The sequence below is a fragment of the Paenibacillus sp. LjRoot153 genome (genome assembly GCF_964253085.1).
Classification (GTDB): domain Bacteria; phylum Bacillota; class Bacilli; order Paenibacillales; family NBRC-103111; genus Paenibacillus_E.
In genome coordinates this window covers 5,924,415-5,939,810 of sequence record NZ_CAXUQH020000001.1, presented here as the reverse complement: position 1 = coordinate 5,939,810, position 15,396 = coordinate 5,924,415, and the positions used below count along the sequence as shown (strand labels likewise).

The window sequence follows — 15,396 nt, the reverse complement described above, 5'->3', positions numbered from 1 at the left end:
AACGATGCTGGTAGCAGAAAGATGGCAGAGAATCGTTCAATTGGTTAATGAAAGAGGAAGCATTCGAGTAACCGAGTTAAGCGAGCTATGTCAGGTCACGGAAGAAACAATTCGACGTGACTTGGATCGCTTAGAAGCCGAAGGCAAGCTCATGCGCAGCCATGGCGGTGCGGTGAGTGTGAAGGAAGCGCAGACCGAAGTTCCTTTCATGGAGCGGGAGACGGCTCACGCGGATTTCAAGAATAGCATTGCGAAGGAAGCTGTTTCACATATTCAGGAGGGGGACCGCATCATTCTCGATGCGAGTACCACGGCTTGGTATATGGCGAAAATGATTCCAGACATGGCGATTACCATCATCACCAATTCGATGAAGGTTGCACTTGAGGTAAGCGGCAAAGAGAAAATTCAAGTCATATCCACCGGCGGCTTGCTTTCTCCGAAGTCTTTATCCTACGTAGGTCCATTATCGGAGCGATCCTTGGATATGTACCATGCGCATAAGCTGTTCCTCTCATGCAAAGGGGTTCACGTGCAGCGAGGGATCAGCGAATCCAATGAGTTACAAGCATTGATTAAGCGCAAAATGATCAGCATCGCAGACGAAACCTATCTGCTGGCTGACCATAGTAAATTTGGCATGCAGGACTTAACGCAAGTCGCAGACTGGTCGGATATTCAACATGTGATTACGGATCGGCTCACTAGTAGGGATGCGCTTGCGCGTATTCGCGAAAAAGGCGTGCATGTCCGCCAATTGGATTAAATTAGCAGTCGTCATTTAACAGCCGCCCCATGTTCAATGGGGCGGCTGTTTGTAGGTTGACTCACTGATCACAAAAACGTATTTGCATTCCTACTTTATCCTGACTAGTATATCCTTAATGACTAGTTGATGTTGGAAGGAGTAAAAGCGATGCGAATAGGTGTTATAGCAGATACTCATTTATCCTACCGTGCACAGAAGCTGCCCGATGCGCTTATAGCTGGTTTACAAGGTGTCGATCTTATCATTCATGCCGGTGATTGGGTGAGTGAGCATGTCATCGAGCTTGTCGAGCAGATTGCGCCGTGTGAGTCTGTAGCGGGTAATAATGATGGTGATGACATTGTGGAGAGATTTGGGAAAAAGAAACTATTAACCTTTGGTAATTTCCGAATAGGGCTTATCCATGGGGATGGCCTCCGGAAAACGACAGAAGAAAGAGCGCGTGAGGCATTCGAAGCCGAGCGGCCTGATATGGTGATTTTTGGACACTCACATATCCCATATCTACAAAATGTACAAGGAACGATCATGTTCAATCCAGGTTCACCTACGGATAAAAGAAGACAACCTCGCTACTCGTATGGCATTCTCCAATTAGGGGAGCAATGGAAGGCCGAGCATTTCTTCTTCGATTCCAAACAATAGACTGCTGTGAATCAATAGTTACCTAGTAAGACATAAGCCCGATTGGCTCATCTGAGCTAATCGGGCTTTCCTGTTTTACCGTACATACCACTCGCCGGACACCCAATCCGTCGATTTCCACTTCAGTACATCCGGGTTCGCCAGATGCATAATCTCCTTCAGGAAATCGAGCTGTTCGAGATCGGTCATGGGGGTGAAGTTGTTAGCAATGGCCAAATTTTGCTCGAGCTGTTCCATTGACTCCATGCCAACGATAGCCGTAGAAATCGGCAAAGACAGTGTGTAACGCAAAGCTTTCTCATACCACGGAGCCAATTTGCCTAATGCCATGACCTTCATGCCAATGATTGCGATGCCTTTCTCATTGGCCTTCGGTAGGAACTCATGAGCGAAGCTATAAACAAGGTGATCGGCAGCGGACAGTGCGACAAGCGCACTATCGAACGGATAGCGGTCAATTGCTTCCAACTGGACCTGAGGATTCGTATGTCCACTGATCGAGATATGCTTGATCATACCTTGTTCTTTCGCTTCGATCAGGGCCTCAAGTGCTCCACCTTTGGCAAAACATTGTTCCAGCTCTTCCATTTTCATAATATTATGTAGGCGCCACTCCTCGACGTGATCCGTCTGCAGACGCTTTAAGCTGTCTTCGAGAAGTCGCAGGGAACCGTCCCGCGTACGGTCATGGGTCTTGGTTGCAATCCATACGTTGTCCCTGCGATTATGCAGGGCTAGTGCTTTACCCAACCGCTCTTCCGATTGCCCCTTAGAGTAGCTAGGCGCTGTATCAAAATAAGTAATTCCCTCATCAATCGCACGGTTCACAATTTGAATGGCTTGTTCCTCTGTACATTGATGTTCATCCACAATACGCTGAGCACCAAAGCTTAATAGTGGGAAATTTGCACCTGCCTGGCCAAAAGCTCTATTCTCCAATCCAATCATTCCTCCTACAATGGCATCCTGAAGTGATACTATCCTATCGTGCCCAAAATGACTACCAAGACATACCAATTTTACCACATAAGAAAATGGCATCAATAGAGGTTTTCTCACTACACATAGGGGGAATTCCATAAGAGAGCGAAACAAGCAGGAATCCAATACATCTCTATATAATTTAAATGCTAGCGGATCTTCGTCAGGATTCGACCTAAATAGTTCGAAATCATGAACAGATGGGTCTTAAGACCTAAAATTTTTATGGAAAAGGATTGTGGTAAAGCGCAATTAAACTTATTATTAATATAGGACTCAGTTCTTGTCGAAAGCTTGGTTGAACAAGTTGAAATACATAAATCGATCTTGAAGAGGTGCTTTGAGGATGGAAAAATCATCAATTATTGGTATTGTACTGGCTGCAGTATCCATTGGCTTTGGTATGGTGCTAAAAGGTGCAAGTCTAGCGGCCTTATTAAATCCTGCGGCTGCTTTAATCATTTTCGGAGGAACAGCTTCTGCGCTTCTCATAGCCTTCTCGCTGGATGAGATCAAGAAAATCCCGGTCTTATTAAAAATTATTTTTACCGAACAGAAATTAATGCCCAAGAAAGAATTGATCGAGACGTTCATTAACTGGGTGAGTATTACGCGTCGTGAGGGACTGCTTTCTTTGGAGAAGCAAGCTGAAGAGCTTTCTGATCCTTTCATGAAAAGTGGCATGCGACTGATTATCGATGGGAATGACCCTGACTTCGTACGTGATGTTCTTCTTGAAGATATTGCTGAAATGGAAACGAGACATAAGAAATTTGCGAGCATCTTTACACAAGCAGGTACGTATGCGCCTACATTAGGGGTACTTGGTGCCGTCGTCGGACTTATCGCCGCACTTGGTAATTTGAGTGAAGTGGAGAAATTGGGTCACTTGATTTCAGCAGCATTCGTTGCTACCATGTTCGGTATTTTCTTGGGCTATGTTATTTTTCACCCTTTTGCAAACAAACTTAAGCAGAAGTCCAAGAAAGAGGTTGAAATTAAGCTGATGGTCGTAGAAGGCCTACTTTCCATCCAATCTGGTGTGTCTGCCAATTCCGTGAAACAGAAGATGATGATTTTTGTTGCTAATAAAGATCGTGTGGAATATGAAGAAGGAAATGAAGGGGGGGCATCTGTACAGTGAGTAAAAAAAAGAAGCATGAGGATCATGAAGAACATATTGATGAAACATGGCTGATTCCCTATGCTGATTTATTGACCTTACTACTGGCCCTTTTTATCATTCTATTTGCATCAAGTCAACTTGACTCGAAGAAATACGACTCCATTATGCGATCGTTAAATAATGCTTTCACAGGTGGAGAAGCACCCTTCGCCATGTCGAATTTAATTCCAATTGATGATGCAGCAAACTCGACGAAAAATAATTTTAAGAACCAAAATCCACCTTCCAAAGAAGAGAACAAAATCGAGAGCCAGCTGGCTACTAAGCTTCAGAAGGAAGAGAAGGATCTGGAAGAACTAAAGAAGAGTATGGATGCGTTCATTAAAGAAAATAGCATGAGTGAACAATTAACCACCAAGTTGGATAATGAAAAGTTGACGATTACGATAAGTGATCGAGCACTGTTCGACTCCGGATCTGCTACTATCAAGCAGGAGTCCCAAAAGCTAGCCACATCGATGTCGAATTTACTGGGGCAATACCCTGGCTATGAGGTCGAAGTGGCTGGACATACGGATAATATACCCATTCACCGGGCAGATTTTGAAACGAATTGGGATTTAAGTGCCAAGCGCGCCGTGAACTTTATGAAATTGCTGCTCGTTAACACCAAGATTCAGCCGGCGTCTTACTCCTCAGTTGGCTATGGCGAGTATCGCCCAATTGCTGAGAATGCGACAACCGAAGGCCGGGCCAAAAACCGCCGAGTGGAAGTGAGCATTCTCCGTAACATCAAAGCAACGGATGAGATTGCGAAATAAAACGATTCTCGGAAATTAATAAGAGCTAAGCGGCTTAAAATGCGCTTAGCTCTTTTGATTGTGTGCAAGCGGAAGTTAGTCGGAAAAACCGACTAACTCTAACTCGGGTCCGAAAGAAACGGGCAACTGTTCTACCTTTGAGGCAGCTTCTTCGAATGTATTCGTTACTTGATCTCGACCAATTCTTTCTTTACTTGAAGCTGCTCCTCGTCCTTGATTACCTTCTGTTGAGGCACTTCACGACGCTGTTCAAATACGGGATCTACGTTCAATTCCTCTTCAATCGCTGCGATTTGTTCCACAATTTGTTCCACGATTAGATCTCCAGCTGCATTGACTTCTATTGTCTCGTCCCTACTTACAACCGCAGCAATCTGAAACTTGCTAATTTCTGCGAAAAGCTGCTGAGCCAGCTCAAGAATATCATCTGACTCTTCGGCAATACGCCGAATTGAAGCGTCCTGTTGGATGCTGGTTGAGTTTACCTCTTCAACACCTGCCGCTGTTTCTTGCGCTATTGCGGCAACAAACTGAACGGAATCGACAAGGTGATCGTTTTTCGATTGGGCTTGCTCGATTTTCTGATGTATCTGCACAATCTGCTCACGGATGACTAACGTTGATTGCTCAATTCTGCTAAAGGAACCGAAGGTCTCCTCCACGTGATTGCTTTGCGTTAGCGCAGATTCACGCGCATCGGCAAGTGAAAGCTGCAGCTCCTGAATCTGTCCCTGCAGCGTCCCGATTATACCGCTGATCGTCTTCGACGATCCGTTCGTTTGCAGGGAAAGCTCGCGTACTTCGTCCGCGATCACAGAGAAGCCGCGTCCGTGCACACCGGCTCTGGCCGCTTCGATCGCGGCATTCAACGCAAGGACATTCGTCTGCGTTGAAATATCCATGATCGAGCGCACGATGGCGCCGATCTGCTTCGAGCTGGCGCTGAGCGTCTGCATCGCCGCATCTACCTTCTGCAGAAGGAGCTGCGACTGCGCAGTCGATGCTTTGAGCGCCTGCACGGACGCAGTACCTTGCTGCGTATCGACAGCAGCCTCGTCGCTGCTGCGTTTCATTTCATGGGTATACGCGCTGATATCGCGGATCTCATCTTCAAGCTCGGCAATGAGCAAGGAGCTGCTCTCTGTTTTCATCGCTTGTTCATCCGCGCCTGTCGAGATCTCGTGGATCGCTTTGAGGATATCTGAATTAGCTGAAGCCGTCAGCTGTGAGAAGCGATGAAATTCATGCGAATGGGCAGATAAGGAAGAAGCAATGCCCTTGGTTGCTCCGAGCATGAGCCTAACCTGTTTAATCATCTGGTCAAAGCTATTGCTTAATTGCCCAAGCTCATCAGTAGCAGTGGAGTTAATGGTGTGGGTTAAATCTCCAGAGGCAATGCGAGCGACGGCTCTTTGCAAAACGGAGATCGGACGTGTGAACGACGTTATTATGAGAAACGCAATAACCAGGGTCAGAAAGAAGACAAAGGCCGAAGCAACGAGCATGATCGCGCGGCTATCATTGAGAGCCTTGGAGGATCTGGCAATCGCCTGCTCAGCCCCATCCGCATAAGTGATATAAAACTTATCGACTAATCCAAAGATGTTATCCTTCAACTCTTGCGATTCACTATATAAGTACAACAAATTAATCTGAAGATCGGTTGGCTTGATGCTGGTGTCCTGAACCATTTTAGCTGCTGTATCGAAATTGTTAATGTAATCAACCGAGGCTTGGATTAACTGGCTTCGCCATTTTTGTTGATCGGGGGTACTGGCGGTATCGCCTATCTTTTGAATGAAATCGTTGTAGGGTTTACGTTTACTATTGTATTTCTCAATAAATTCCGGTTTCTTCGAAATTTCAAGACCAGAAGCGATGATATTCATCTCCTGAACCAAATTTTTCAGCTCAAGCGCCATCACTTTAAGATCTACTTTATCATTCTGATCGTTCATATGGTGCTTAATTTGCGTCACCTGATTAAGATTGAACAGGGCCACGGCCAAGAAAATGAGCAATACGCCGCTGAAGCTTGCGATTAATTTTGCACGCATAGAAAAGTTGGACAAAGACATAATATGCATATGTATACCTCCTATAAATAGACAAGCTTAGACATTTTTCCGCCTAACTACTTATTAATATAGTGGGTTTCTATTAACTAAAACGTCGAACTATGTAAACGAATTGTAAATTAAAAGTTTTACATTACGTTAACGTTTCGTGGGTTTGTAATTTACATTCGCTTGTTACCATATGGAAGTAAGGTCGTTCGACACACAAGTAGATGGGGATCGAACAATCCAGAAACATAAACTCAAAGGAGGACATGCTAACTATGTTTAAGTTCATGTCGAAAAAAGGAATTACATTTACACTTTCAGCGGTACTAATGATGGGGTCCTTAGTTGGTTGCGGCGCTAAAACAGAAACTAAAGATGCTGCTTCCGCATCACCTGCTGCAACTGCAGCTGCTTCTGTAAAGCCTAGTGAAACACCAAAAACAGAATTGAGCGGAACGGTTACAGCTTCCGGGTCCAGCGCACTTCTTCCATTAGTGAAACAAGCGGCAACTGAGTTTATGGAAAAGAACCCGAAGGTAACCGTTAACGTTACTGCTGGTGGTTCAGGTACAGGAATTAAAAACGTAGCAGACGGTACATCTGATATCGGTAACTCCGACGTAGAGCCTGCTGCTGAATATAAAGATAAAGGCCTTGTGGATCACCAAGTAGCTATCGCACCTTTCGCTTTAATCGTGAACAAAGATGTGAAAGTGGATAACGTAACGAAACAACAAGCAGCGGATATCTACACAGGTAAAATTACAAACTGGAAAGAAGTTGGCGGCAATGACGCGAAAATCGTTCTAGTTCACCGTCCTGACAGCTCCGGTTCCCGTACACTAGTTAAACAAATTATTTTGGACGGTAAAGAATTCACGAAAGACGGTATTACCCAAGAAAATAGCGGTGCTATGAAAACGGCAGTTGTTGGTCAATCCGGTTCCATCGGTTACGTTGATACACCATATATCGATGACACTGTAAAAGCATTGAAAATTGATGGCGTAGCTTTCACAGAAGACAACATTAAGAACGGTACTTACAAATTGTTCGGTGTTGAGCATATGTACACAAAAGGCGAAGCTAAAGATCCTGCGAAAGCATTCATTGCTTATATCCAAAGCAAAGAATTCCAAGCGAAACAAGTTCGTGAGTTGAAATTCTTACCAGCTGATTTGTTGAAAAAATAATTAACAAATAGATCATACTAAGAACGCTCGCTATCAATGGAGCGTTTTTTTATTGTTCAAAAAGCAAAAACTTTTACATTCCCTTAACAATTCATTTACGATCCAATGACATTCGTATTCTATGATAATACTAAGTCTTGTGTACTGAAGAGAAAGGGGAATCACGCAGTGAATTCCATAGTAGATCAACTAACCAGCGCTAAATCGGACGAGAAGAATCGTCCAGTCATCACCAAATGGACCCAAGGACAGCATAGACAAGATAAAATAATGAGATGGATATTTGTAGGCAGTGCTGCTTTAGTTTCTGCCATCATTTTCTCTATCATTGTTTTCGTAGGTATGCAAGGTATCAAGACCTTTCAAGGTGTTAGTCCTATCGAGTTTTTCTTCTCAACAGATTGGACACCTGGTCAAAATAAATTCGGAGCGTTTCCTTTTCTATACAGCACGCTGCTCATGACACTTGTAGCTGTCGTCATCTCGGTTCCGCTAGCCTTATCAGGTGCCTTGTTTATGGCGAAAATTGCGCCTAAATGGATGCGTGAGATCATGCGTCCTGCTACAGATTTATTTGTCGGAATTCCATCTGTTGTATATGGATTGATCGGGATGACCGTCATTGTACCTGCGCTTGGTAAAATTACAGGTGGGGTGGGCTACGGAATTTTACCGGCGGCTATCATCTTAGCTATTATGATCCTTCCTACTATCCTGTCTATTTCCGAAGATGCGATTCGTTCACTTCCTGGTCGATTAGAAGAAGCCTCCCTGGCATTGGGAGCAACACGGTGGCAAACGATGTGGCGTGTACTTTTGCCAGCGGCGCGACCTGGTATTCTGACAGCCATCATCCTTGGGATGGGCCGCGCGATTGGCGAAACGATGGCGGTATTCATGGTTATCGGGAACTCACCTCAAATGCCAAAATCGCTTCTTGATTCTACAACGGTATTAACAACAGCGATCGTGAAAGATATGGGGAATACGAATTACGGGTCAACTTGGAACAATGCGCTCTATTTAATGGCGCTGCTTCTACTTGTCATCTCCTTATCTCTTATTCTCATCATTCGAATTGTAGCTAAGAGGAGTGAACTCAAATGACAAGTAAAACAACGGATCGAATCGCAACCATATACTTTTGGTCATCAGGTATTATTATTATCGGGATTCTCGCATGGTTTCTCGTTCGTATACTAGGTGATGGTATACCTCACCTATCCTGGCATTTCATTTTCGGTAAGCCGGAAGAAATCAAAGCTGGCGGCGGGGTAGGACCACAGCTTTTCAACTCGTTCTATGTGTTATTCTTGTCTCTCGTGATTTCGATTCCTATTGGCTTATTTTCAGGCATATACTTAGCTATTTATGCGCAAAAGAATTGGTTCACTGACCTTGTCAGAATATCTGTTGAGGCACTTTCTTCTGTACCATCCATCGTTTTTGGTCTTTTCGGATTTCTATTATTCGCTAATTTACTAGGGCTCAAATTCTCAATCATTGGTGGCGCGGCCACCGTTGCACTGTTGAATCTACCCGTCATGGTGCGGGTTACAGAGGAAGCCATTCGGACTGTGCCAGACTCTTATTGGGAAGCTAGTTTGGCACTAGGCTCAACGAAATGGCAAGCGATCCGTAAGGTGCTTATTCCAGCCGCTTTACCTAATTTAATTACAGGGATCACTTTAATTGCCGGTCGTGCACTTGGTGAATCAGCGATTCTCATTTACACAGCTGGGTTGTCCGTTTCACGCTTTTTTCCTGATTTCAATCCGCTCAAAATGGGAGAGACGCTCTCCGTTCATCTTTGGTACATCGGTGCAGAATCACTTGTTCCAGATGCGAAAGAAATCGCTAAAGGCAGTGCTGCACTACTGTTAATCGTTGTCTTAATCTTTAATCTGCTGGTTTCGATACCAAGTCGAATCTTACAAAAAAGACTTTCCGGGGGGAAATAACACATGGCTATTGCGACGAAGTATAAGATTAAAGCAGAAAAATTAAATTTATTTTATGGAGATAATCAGGCGCTTCACGACGTAGATTTAAGTATTGAAACAGGAACCATTGCCGCGTTGATTGGACCTTCCGGTTGTGGGAAATCGACCTTCCTACGTACCTTAAACCGCATGAATGATCTTATTGATAGCGTGCGGATCACTGGGAATGTAGCCGTGGACGGACACAATATTTATGGCTCGGATTCCGATGTCGTTTCGCTGCGTAAGCGTGTGGGTATGGTATTTCAACGTCCGAATCCATTCCCAATGAGCATCTATGACAATATCGCCTATGGGCCACGTATTCATGGCATCAAGAAGAAGGCCGTGCTAGATGAAATTGTAGAACGCAGTCTCAAACAAGCTGCGCTTTGGGACGAAGTCAAGGATCGACTGAATAAGTCTGCGATGGGATTATCCGGTGGACAACAGCAACGTTTATGTATCGCGCGACTACTCGCTGTAGAGCCAGATGTACTGCTGATGGATGAGCCGACCTCGGCATTAGATCCAATTTCAACATTGAAGGTAGAAGAACTAACACAAACGTTAAAAGAGAAATATACGATCATCATTGTGACACATAATATGCAACAAGCAGCGAGAATTTCAGATAGAACCTCTTTCTTCCTGAACGGTTATTTAGTCGAAACCGACCAAACCGATAAGATCTTCACGAACCCGAATGATCAACGTACAGAAGATTATATTACCGGACGATTCGGTTAAAACACATAAAGGGAGAGATACACATGGACGCAAGACCAGGGTTTCATCAATCGTTGGCACTACTGCAGAAGGAATTACAGCAAATGGGAGAAAGTGTAGAGGACTTAATTTACACGTCCGTGGAGTCCCTTGCCAAGCTGGATGAGAAAGCCGCACAGCAAGTCATCCAGAAGGATGATCTCATTGATGACTATTTAACAACCATTGATGAACTATGCCTGCGATTAATCGCTCTTCAACAACCCATGGCCAGTGATCTGCGAATTATTGGAACGGCGCTGAAGATTGCGACTGACTTGGAACGTATCGCAGATCATGCTGTTGATATTGCGAAGATAACGATTCGTTTCGCAGGAGAAGAGCTGGTGAAGCCTCTTGAAGTCATTCCACAAATGGCTGAGATTGCTATCGAAATGTTGCACGAGAGCCTTCTATCCTATACGGAACGCGATGTACATAGAGCAGCATCGCTGGCCGAGAAGGATGACCGTGTAGATAAGCTATACAGTACGGTGATGCAGGAACTGATGGGGATGATGGGAACGGATTATCACCGGAATCGTCAACTGACCCATCTGTTGTTTGTCGCGCACTTTTTGGAGCGAGTGGCGGATCATACAACGAATATTGGCGAAGGCGTCATCTACATGGTTACGGGGAAACGGAAAGATCTGAACGTGTAAGCGACATAGAGAAGGGCCATCTCCAAAAGTAGATCAAATCTACTTCTGGGGATGGCCCTTTTTCTCATTTGGCATGAAGCGGGAAGCGAATTAAGAAGGTTGTCCCATTCGTGCTGGAGCTCACTTCAATCGCAGCGTGATGTCTAGCAGCAATACTATAGCAAATGGCTAAACCGAGCCCAGTTCCTTCATCCTTTGTTGTGAAGAAGGGGCGACCTAGCTTCTCCAAATGCTCTGTCTTAATGCCGCTGCCTTGGTCAGCAATTAATAGAACAACGTGTTCAGGCTCCTGATAGGTTGCGATCGTTAGCGTTCCACCTATGCTCATGGCTTCAAGACCATTCATACACATGTTCAGAATAAGCTGTCGCATTTCTTTGTCGTCGAGCTGTATCTCTGGACAGTAGCCAAATTGACCATTAACATGCTTACCTGACATGACAGCTTCTGCTTGAATCAGAGGCAATAAGCTTTCAATAATGCGGTTAATACTCTCAGGACGTTGATAGGATTGCTTATTTTTGGCAAGAGAAAGATATTCCGTGATAATATCGTTTGCTCTATCCAATTCTTCCAACATGATGGGGATATATTCTTTTTGCATATGGCGATCATTTTCTTGAAAGAGTTGAAGGAAGCCACGGATGGTCGTCATCGGATTTCGAATTTCATGCGCAATACCTGCGGCCATTTCGCCCACTAGGTTTAATTGAGCAAGGCGTGCCATTTCGGTTTCAAATCGAAGACTTTCCGTAATATCAACTGCGACATGCAGCAAGCAATTTTCATCCTCGATATCGATAATCTCTGTGGATAGGAGGGCAGTCCGAATATCGCCAGATTTGGTGACGTAACGAACCTTCTCATTACGTACAATATCGCCATATTTCGCTGGATTATTGGAATCGTCACGCATCAGATTAAAGGTTGTACCAATAACCTCGTCACCATAGCCTGTATGCTGCTTCCAACTTTCATTAACATCCAGATAGGTAAGATCGGGAAGTCGGCGGATTGCCATTAAGGAAGGTGAGAGGATGAACATTTTTTTGAAATGCTCTTGGGAGTTAATAAGCTTCTCATGGGCATCGACCAGTTCTGACGTACGTTCTTCAACCCAATTTTCGAGAAGTAAGTTTTGCTCTTTTAATTTCTCCTCAGCTTCCGCAAGCTTGCGATTCGTTTCTTCTAGATCTAATGTGCGTTTATGTAAAAGCTCACTCTGAGCCTTCAGTTTCTGATGGTTCAGATGCATATTAACGAAACCATCCACCTTCATGCGCAGCATTTTGGGATGTACAGGTTTAAATAAGTAATCAATCGAACCCACATGATAACCTCGTAATACATGCTCAATCGAGGTGCTTAAGGCTGTTAAGAAAATAATCGGAATATCTTGACAGGCTTTCCGTTGTTTTATTAATTCTACGGTTTCAAAACCGCTAAGCCCTGGCATCTGCACATCCATCAAAATAACTGCAATATGATCAGCAGGTTCTTTTAATAAATAGCGAAGTGCTTCCTCCCCTGATTGTAAAGAAATAACATCATAGGAAGAAGAGGCCAGAATGCTATTCAGAGCCAGCAAGTTTTCATAGCGATCATCTACCGCCAAGATTTTTACTTGTTGTTCCATCGGTTGTCCTTTCCGCACAAGATCTGCTATACGCCCTACAATCCATATCTCACCTTTTCGAGGAAAAAGTGTAATTCCCTCTTTTTTTCTGAAAGTCTTTACATACATTTTACATATGGTTAATCTTACCTATCATTTGATCTGATAGACTTGGGATACATGCAGAAATAGATGGGGATGATGGACATGCTTACTCAGTCAGAAGTCGCGATACAGTTTCATAAATTGATAGAAGAACAACATATTTCTTCCGTATATCAACCAATTGTATCCTTGCAAGATGGACTAGTGATGGGGTATGAAGCTTTAACTCGCGGCCCGGTGGATGGCCCGTTTCATTCGCCACTCGCGATGTTTCAATATGCGGAGCAGCAAGGTGAGTTATATCGTCTAGAGAGGCTAGCACGTGAGAAGGCTATCCAAGGCTCCATTTTGGAACACGAACAGCAATTGTTATTTATTAATATCTCGTCTCACGTTCTAGAGGACCCTGGTTTTATCCCAGGTAAGACGCTTGAGATCTTGCAGAAGTATGGACTTCGTCCGAGCAATGTCGTGTTCGAGATTACGGAAAGAAGCTCGATCGAGGACTTCACTTTGGCTAAGAAAATTCTAGCCCATTATCGGACACAGGGTTACCGCATTGCGATTGATGACGCGGGGGCAGGATATTCTTCTCTCCAAGCGATTGCCGAGCTTCAGCCTGATTTTATTAAAATCGATCGTTCACTGATTGAAAATATTCATTTGAATAAAGTGAAAGCGTATATTCTCGAAACCTTTGTTACATTTGCTCAGAAAATGAACATTTCATTGATCGCTGAGGGCATTGAACAAGTAGAGGAGCTAGCTAAATTAACTCAAATGGGTGTGCATTATGCGCAAGGTTTTTTACTCGGAAGACCTTCTACATCGATTGCGACGGTTCAAGATACGCATAAAATGACCATTTGGCAGCATCGCAACGTACAAGGCGGCACGATGACTTGGCATATTGGCGAGCTAAAAACACCAGTTGGTGTATTCCATACGAAAGTGCAAATTTCCGAAATCGCGGAGTTTTTCAAAAAAAATCAAGAGGCAGTCGGGGTTGTCATTGTGCATGATGATGAGCCGCGTGGCCTTATGATGCGAGATCGCTTATTCCAGCATTTGGCCGGACAATATGCTTACTCTCTGTATTGGAATCGCACGATTGATAGCGTGATGGATGCTTCTCCTTTGATCGTAGATGAGCTAACGCCTGTGGAGCAAGTGTCCCAACTGGCAACTTCACGTGCGATTCATCATTTATACGACCTGGTCATCATTACAAGTCAGGGAAAAATGGCGGGCTCAGCTTCCATACGAACGATATTAGAGAGTATTACGAATGTGAAAATGGAGTCAGCTCGCGTTGCGAATCCCCTAACGGGTCTTCCAGGGAATTTGCAAATTAATCGGGAATTGAATAAACGACTAACTGCGAGAGCTCCTTTCCATGTGATCTATGCCGATTTGGATTATTTTAAATGGTACAATGATCGTTTTGGTTTTCAAAAAGGGGATCAATTAATTCAATATATGGCGGACTTAATGCAGCAAGCGATCGCTTTCTATGGAACACCAAGCGATTTTGTCGGACATGTCGGCGGGGATGATTTTATTGCGATATCCACCTCATTATCACCGAAACTCTTGTGTCAGGAAATCATCAATCGGTTCGAAACTGGTGTCCGTATGTTCTATGAAGGCGAAGATTGGGAGTATGTGGTGGATCGGGGGGGCAAACAAGTGAAAAGCGAAGGGGTCACGGTGTCCTTATCCTTAGTCATCTGCAGCTGTGAGTCCCCTATTTCACTAGACTATATTTCTCAAACAGCGGCTCAGCTCAAAAAGAAAGCGAAGGCGCATCAAGGCAGTATTTATTGTTTTCAAACGATTGGCTAACCTGTGCCTAAGAATGTTTCAGAACGTATAGATCAATTGTTTGAATGAACGTACGATGATAACTTTCTGCTTCCCGATCCGCCTTTCTGAGATTTTCTTAATATTGGCCGGGTGAATCCAAACCGCATCCATTCCAGTAGAAGCCGCGCCTACCACATCGTTTCGCCACGAATTTCCAACCATCACACTTTGGCCCGCAGCCGCGTTCATCGATCTCAGGGCTTGCTCAAAAATCGCGGGATGCGGCTTTCGCGGTCCATCATTCTCCGTTGTAAACAAACGCTCCTGATCGAACCATGAAGTCAGCTTCATTTTCTCCAAATTACGTTGTAGTCGATTGCGATTCCCATTACTGATAATCGCCAGCTTATATTGACGTGACAGCATCTCTAGTGTGTCTTCTACCCCTGGGAATAAAGCGACGAAATTGTCCTCTTTCTCTTCGATTTGATTGAAAAAAGTTCGCGTAAACGCTGTATTCACCTGCATCGGAAAAGGATGAAGTGCTTTGATTAAACAAATATGCCGCAGCTCGTCTGGTGAGATTGGGCTTCGGATAGGTGTTTTGCGATGGCGGCTCCACTCGGACTTATAGCTAAGCAGTGCCTCTTGCGCGGTCAGTTTCGAATCTTCCGTTTCCCACCGTGCCGTGAAATCCTGCATAACTTCAAGAAAAGCGGAGTCGAAGCATTGTCTGCGATCAAGAATCGTGTTATTCATATCAAAAAATATAACCTTTTTACGTGTGGGTGAGAAAAAAGGACTCATACGGAGAACCTCCCTCTGAAGACCTGACCGTCCTAACTTGTAAAATT

14 protein-coding genes are annotated in these 15,396 nt (G+C 44.3%); 10 read left to right on the top strand and 4 right to left on the bottom strand.

Annotated elements, in window-relative coordinates:
* Positions 1-4: 4 nt before the first annotated feature.
* A complete protein-coding gene (locus ACSQ8P_RS25735) occupies positions 5-766 on the top strand; it encodes a DeoR/GlpR family DNA-binding transcription regulator (protein ID WP_436237792.1) in 762 nt (253 codons plus the stop codon).
* Positions 767-916: 150 nt separating this feature from the next.
* Entirely contained in the window at positions 917-1,414 is a 498-nt protein-coding gene (locus tag ACSQ8P_RS25730; RefSeq protein WP_436237791.1) for a metallophosphoesterase family protein, read from the top strand.
* A 75-nt stretch (positions 1,415-1,489) separates the two neighbouring features.
* On the opposite strand, the gene ACSQ8P_RS25725 is transcribed toward ACSQ8P_RS25730, so the two are convergent.
* Positions 1,490-2,353, bottom strand: a complete 864-nt coding sequence (locus tag ACSQ8P_RS25725) for an aldo/keto reductase (RefSeq protein ID WP_436237790.1) — start codon at positions 2,351-2,353, stop codon at positions 1,490-1,492.
* Between the two features lie 388 nt (positions 2,354-2,741).
* Between ACSQ8P_RS25725 and motA the strand changes: the two genes are divergently transcribed.
* Positions 2,742-3,539 (top strand): flagellar motor stator protein MotA, encoded by a 798-nt coding sequence (gene motA / locus ACSQ8P_RS25720; protein WP_436237789.1) that lies wholly within the window; start codon positions 2,742-2,744, stop codon positions 3,537-3,539.
* Complete coding sequence (gene motB, locus ACSQ8P_RS25715; RefSeq protein WP_436237788.1) at positions 3,536-4,342, top strand: flagellar motor protein MotB; 807 nt, start codon at positions 3,536-3,538, stop codon at positions 4,340-4,342. Before motA ends, motB begins: the two co-directional genes overlap by 4 nt.
* Positions 4,343-4,506: 164 nt before the next feature.
* On the opposite strand, the gene ACSQ8P_RS25710 is transcribed toward motB, so the two are convergent.
* Positions 4,507-6,429: a methyl-accepting chemotaxis protein gene (locus tag ACSQ8P_RS25710; RefSeq protein WP_436237787.1), complete on the bottom strand. Its 1,923-nt coding sequence runs from the start codon at positions 6,427-6,429 to the stop codon at positions 4,507-4,509.
* Positions 6,430-6,683: 254 nt separating this feature from the next.
* Here ACSQ8P_RS25710 and ACSQ8P_RS25705 point away from each other — a divergent pair, with 254 nt between their 5' ends.
* The 5 genes from ACSQ8P_RS25705 (at position 6,684) to phoU (ending at position 11,016) form a co-directional block, all read left to right on the top strand.
* Positions 6,684-7,601 carry a phosphate ABC transporter substrate-binding protein gene (locus ACSQ8P_RS25705; RefSeq protein WP_436237786.1) on the top strand — a complete coding sequence of 306 codons (918 nt, stop codon included), beginning with the start codon at positions 6,684-6,686 and terminating at the stop codon, positions 7,599-7,601.
* A gap of 168 nt (positions 7,602-7,769) precedes the next feature.
* Entirely contained in the window at positions 7,770-8,708 is a 939-nt protein-coding gene (pstC, locus tag ACSQ8P_RS25700) for a phosphate ABC transporter permease subunit PstC (protein WP_436237785.1), read from the top strand.
* The gene (pstA, locus tag ACSQ8P_RS25695; protein ID WP_436237784.1) at positions 8,705-9,562 is read left to right on the top strand and encodes a phosphate ABC transporter permease PstA; all 858 of its coding nucleotides are present in this window, start codon (positions 8,705-8,707) and stop codon (positions 9,560-9,562) included. The genes pstC and pstA overlap by 4 nt, the downstream gene beginning before the upstream one ends.
* Positions 9,563-9,565: 3 nt before the next feature.
* Positions 9,566-10,333 carry a phosphate ABC transporter ATP-binding protein PstB gene (pstB, locus tag ACSQ8P_RS25690; protein ID WP_436237783.1) on the top strand — a complete coding sequence of 256 codons (768 nt, stop codon included), beginning with the start codon at positions 9,566-9,568 and terminating at the stop codon, positions 10,331-10,333.
* A 23-nt stretch (positions 10,334-10,356) separates the two neighbouring features.
* Positions 10,357-11,016 carry a phosphate signaling complex protein PhoU gene (gene phoU, locus ACSQ8P_RS25685; RefSeq protein WP_056616685.1) on the top strand — a complete coding sequence of 220 codons (660 nt, stop codon included), beginning with the start codon at positions 10,357-10,359 and terminating at the stop codon, positions 11,014-11,016.
* Between the two features lie 64 nt (positions 11,017-11,080).
* Here the strand turns inward: phoU and ACSQ8P_RS25680 are convergent, their stop codons facing one another.
* Positions 11,081-12,652, bottom strand: coding sequence for a response regulator (locus ACSQ8P_RS25680; protein WP_436237782.1), 1,572 nt, complete (start codon positions 12,650-12,652; stop codon positions 11,081-11,083).
* 186 nt (positions 12,653-12,838) lie between these two features.
* Here ACSQ8P_RS25680 and ACSQ8P_RS25675 point away from each other — a divergent pair, with 186 nt between their 5' ends.
* Entirely contained in the window at positions 12,839-14,581 is a 1,743-nt protein-coding gene (locus ACSQ8P_RS25675; protein ID WP_436237781.1) for a GGDEF domain-containing protein, read from the top strand.
* A gap of 18 nt (positions 14,582-14,599) precedes the next feature.
* On the opposite strand, the gene ACSQ8P_RS25670 is transcribed toward ACSQ8P_RS25675, so the two are convergent.
* The gene (locus tag ACSQ8P_RS25670) at positions 14,600-15,349 is read right to left on the bottom strand and encodes an HAD family hydrolase (RefSeq protein ID WP_436237780.1); all 750 of its coding nucleotides are present in this window, start codon (positions 15,347-15,349) and stop codon (positions 14,600-14,602) included.
* Positions 15,350-15,396: the final 47 nt, after the last annotated feature.

Bases quoted from the DNA above. Each gene is read 5' to 3' on its own strand.
- ACSQ8P_RS25735 (WP_436237792.1), top strand. From the start codon at position 5: ATGCTGGTAGCAGAAAGATGGCAGAGAATCGTTCAATTGGTTAATGAA.
- ACSQ8P_RS25730 (WP_436237791.1), top strand. From the start codon at position 917: ATGCGAATAGGTGTTATAGCAGATACTCATTTATCCTACCGTGCACAG.
- motA (WP_436237789.1), top strand. From the start codon at position 2,742: ATGGAAAAATCATCAATTATTGGTATTGTACTGGCTGCAGTATCCATT.
- ACSQ8P_RS25710 (WP_436237787.1), bottom strand. From the start codon at position 6,429: ATGCATATTATGTCTTTGTCCAACTTTTCTATGCGTGCAAAATTAATC.
- ACSQ8P_RS25705 (WP_436237786.1), top strand. From the start codon at position 6,684: ATGTTTAAGTTCATGTCGAAAAAAGGAATTACATTTACACTTTCAGCG.
- pstA (WP_436237784.1), top strand. From the start codon at position 8,705: ATGACAAGTAAAACAACGGATCGAATCGCAACCATATACTTTTGGTCA.
- pstB (WP_436237783.1), top strand. From the start codon at position 9,566: ATGGCTATTGCGACGAAGTATAAGATTAAAGCAGAAAAATTAAATTTA.
- phoU (WP_056616685.1), top strand. From the start codon at position 10,357: ATGGACGCAAGACCAGGGTTTCATCAATCGTTGGCACTACTGCAGAAG.
- ACSQ8P_RS25680 (WP_436237782.1), bottom strand. From the start codon at position 12,652: ATGGAACAACAAGTAAAAATCTTGGCGGTAGATGATCGCTATGAAAAC.
- ACSQ8P_RS25675 (WP_436237781.1), top strand. From the start codon at position 12,839: ATGCTTACTCAGTCAGAAGTCGCGATACAGTTTCATAAATTGATAGAA.
- ACSQ8P_RS25670 (WP_436237780.1), bottom strand. From the start codon at position 15,349: ATGAGTCCTTTTTTCTCACCCACACGTAAAAAGGTTATATTTTTTGAT.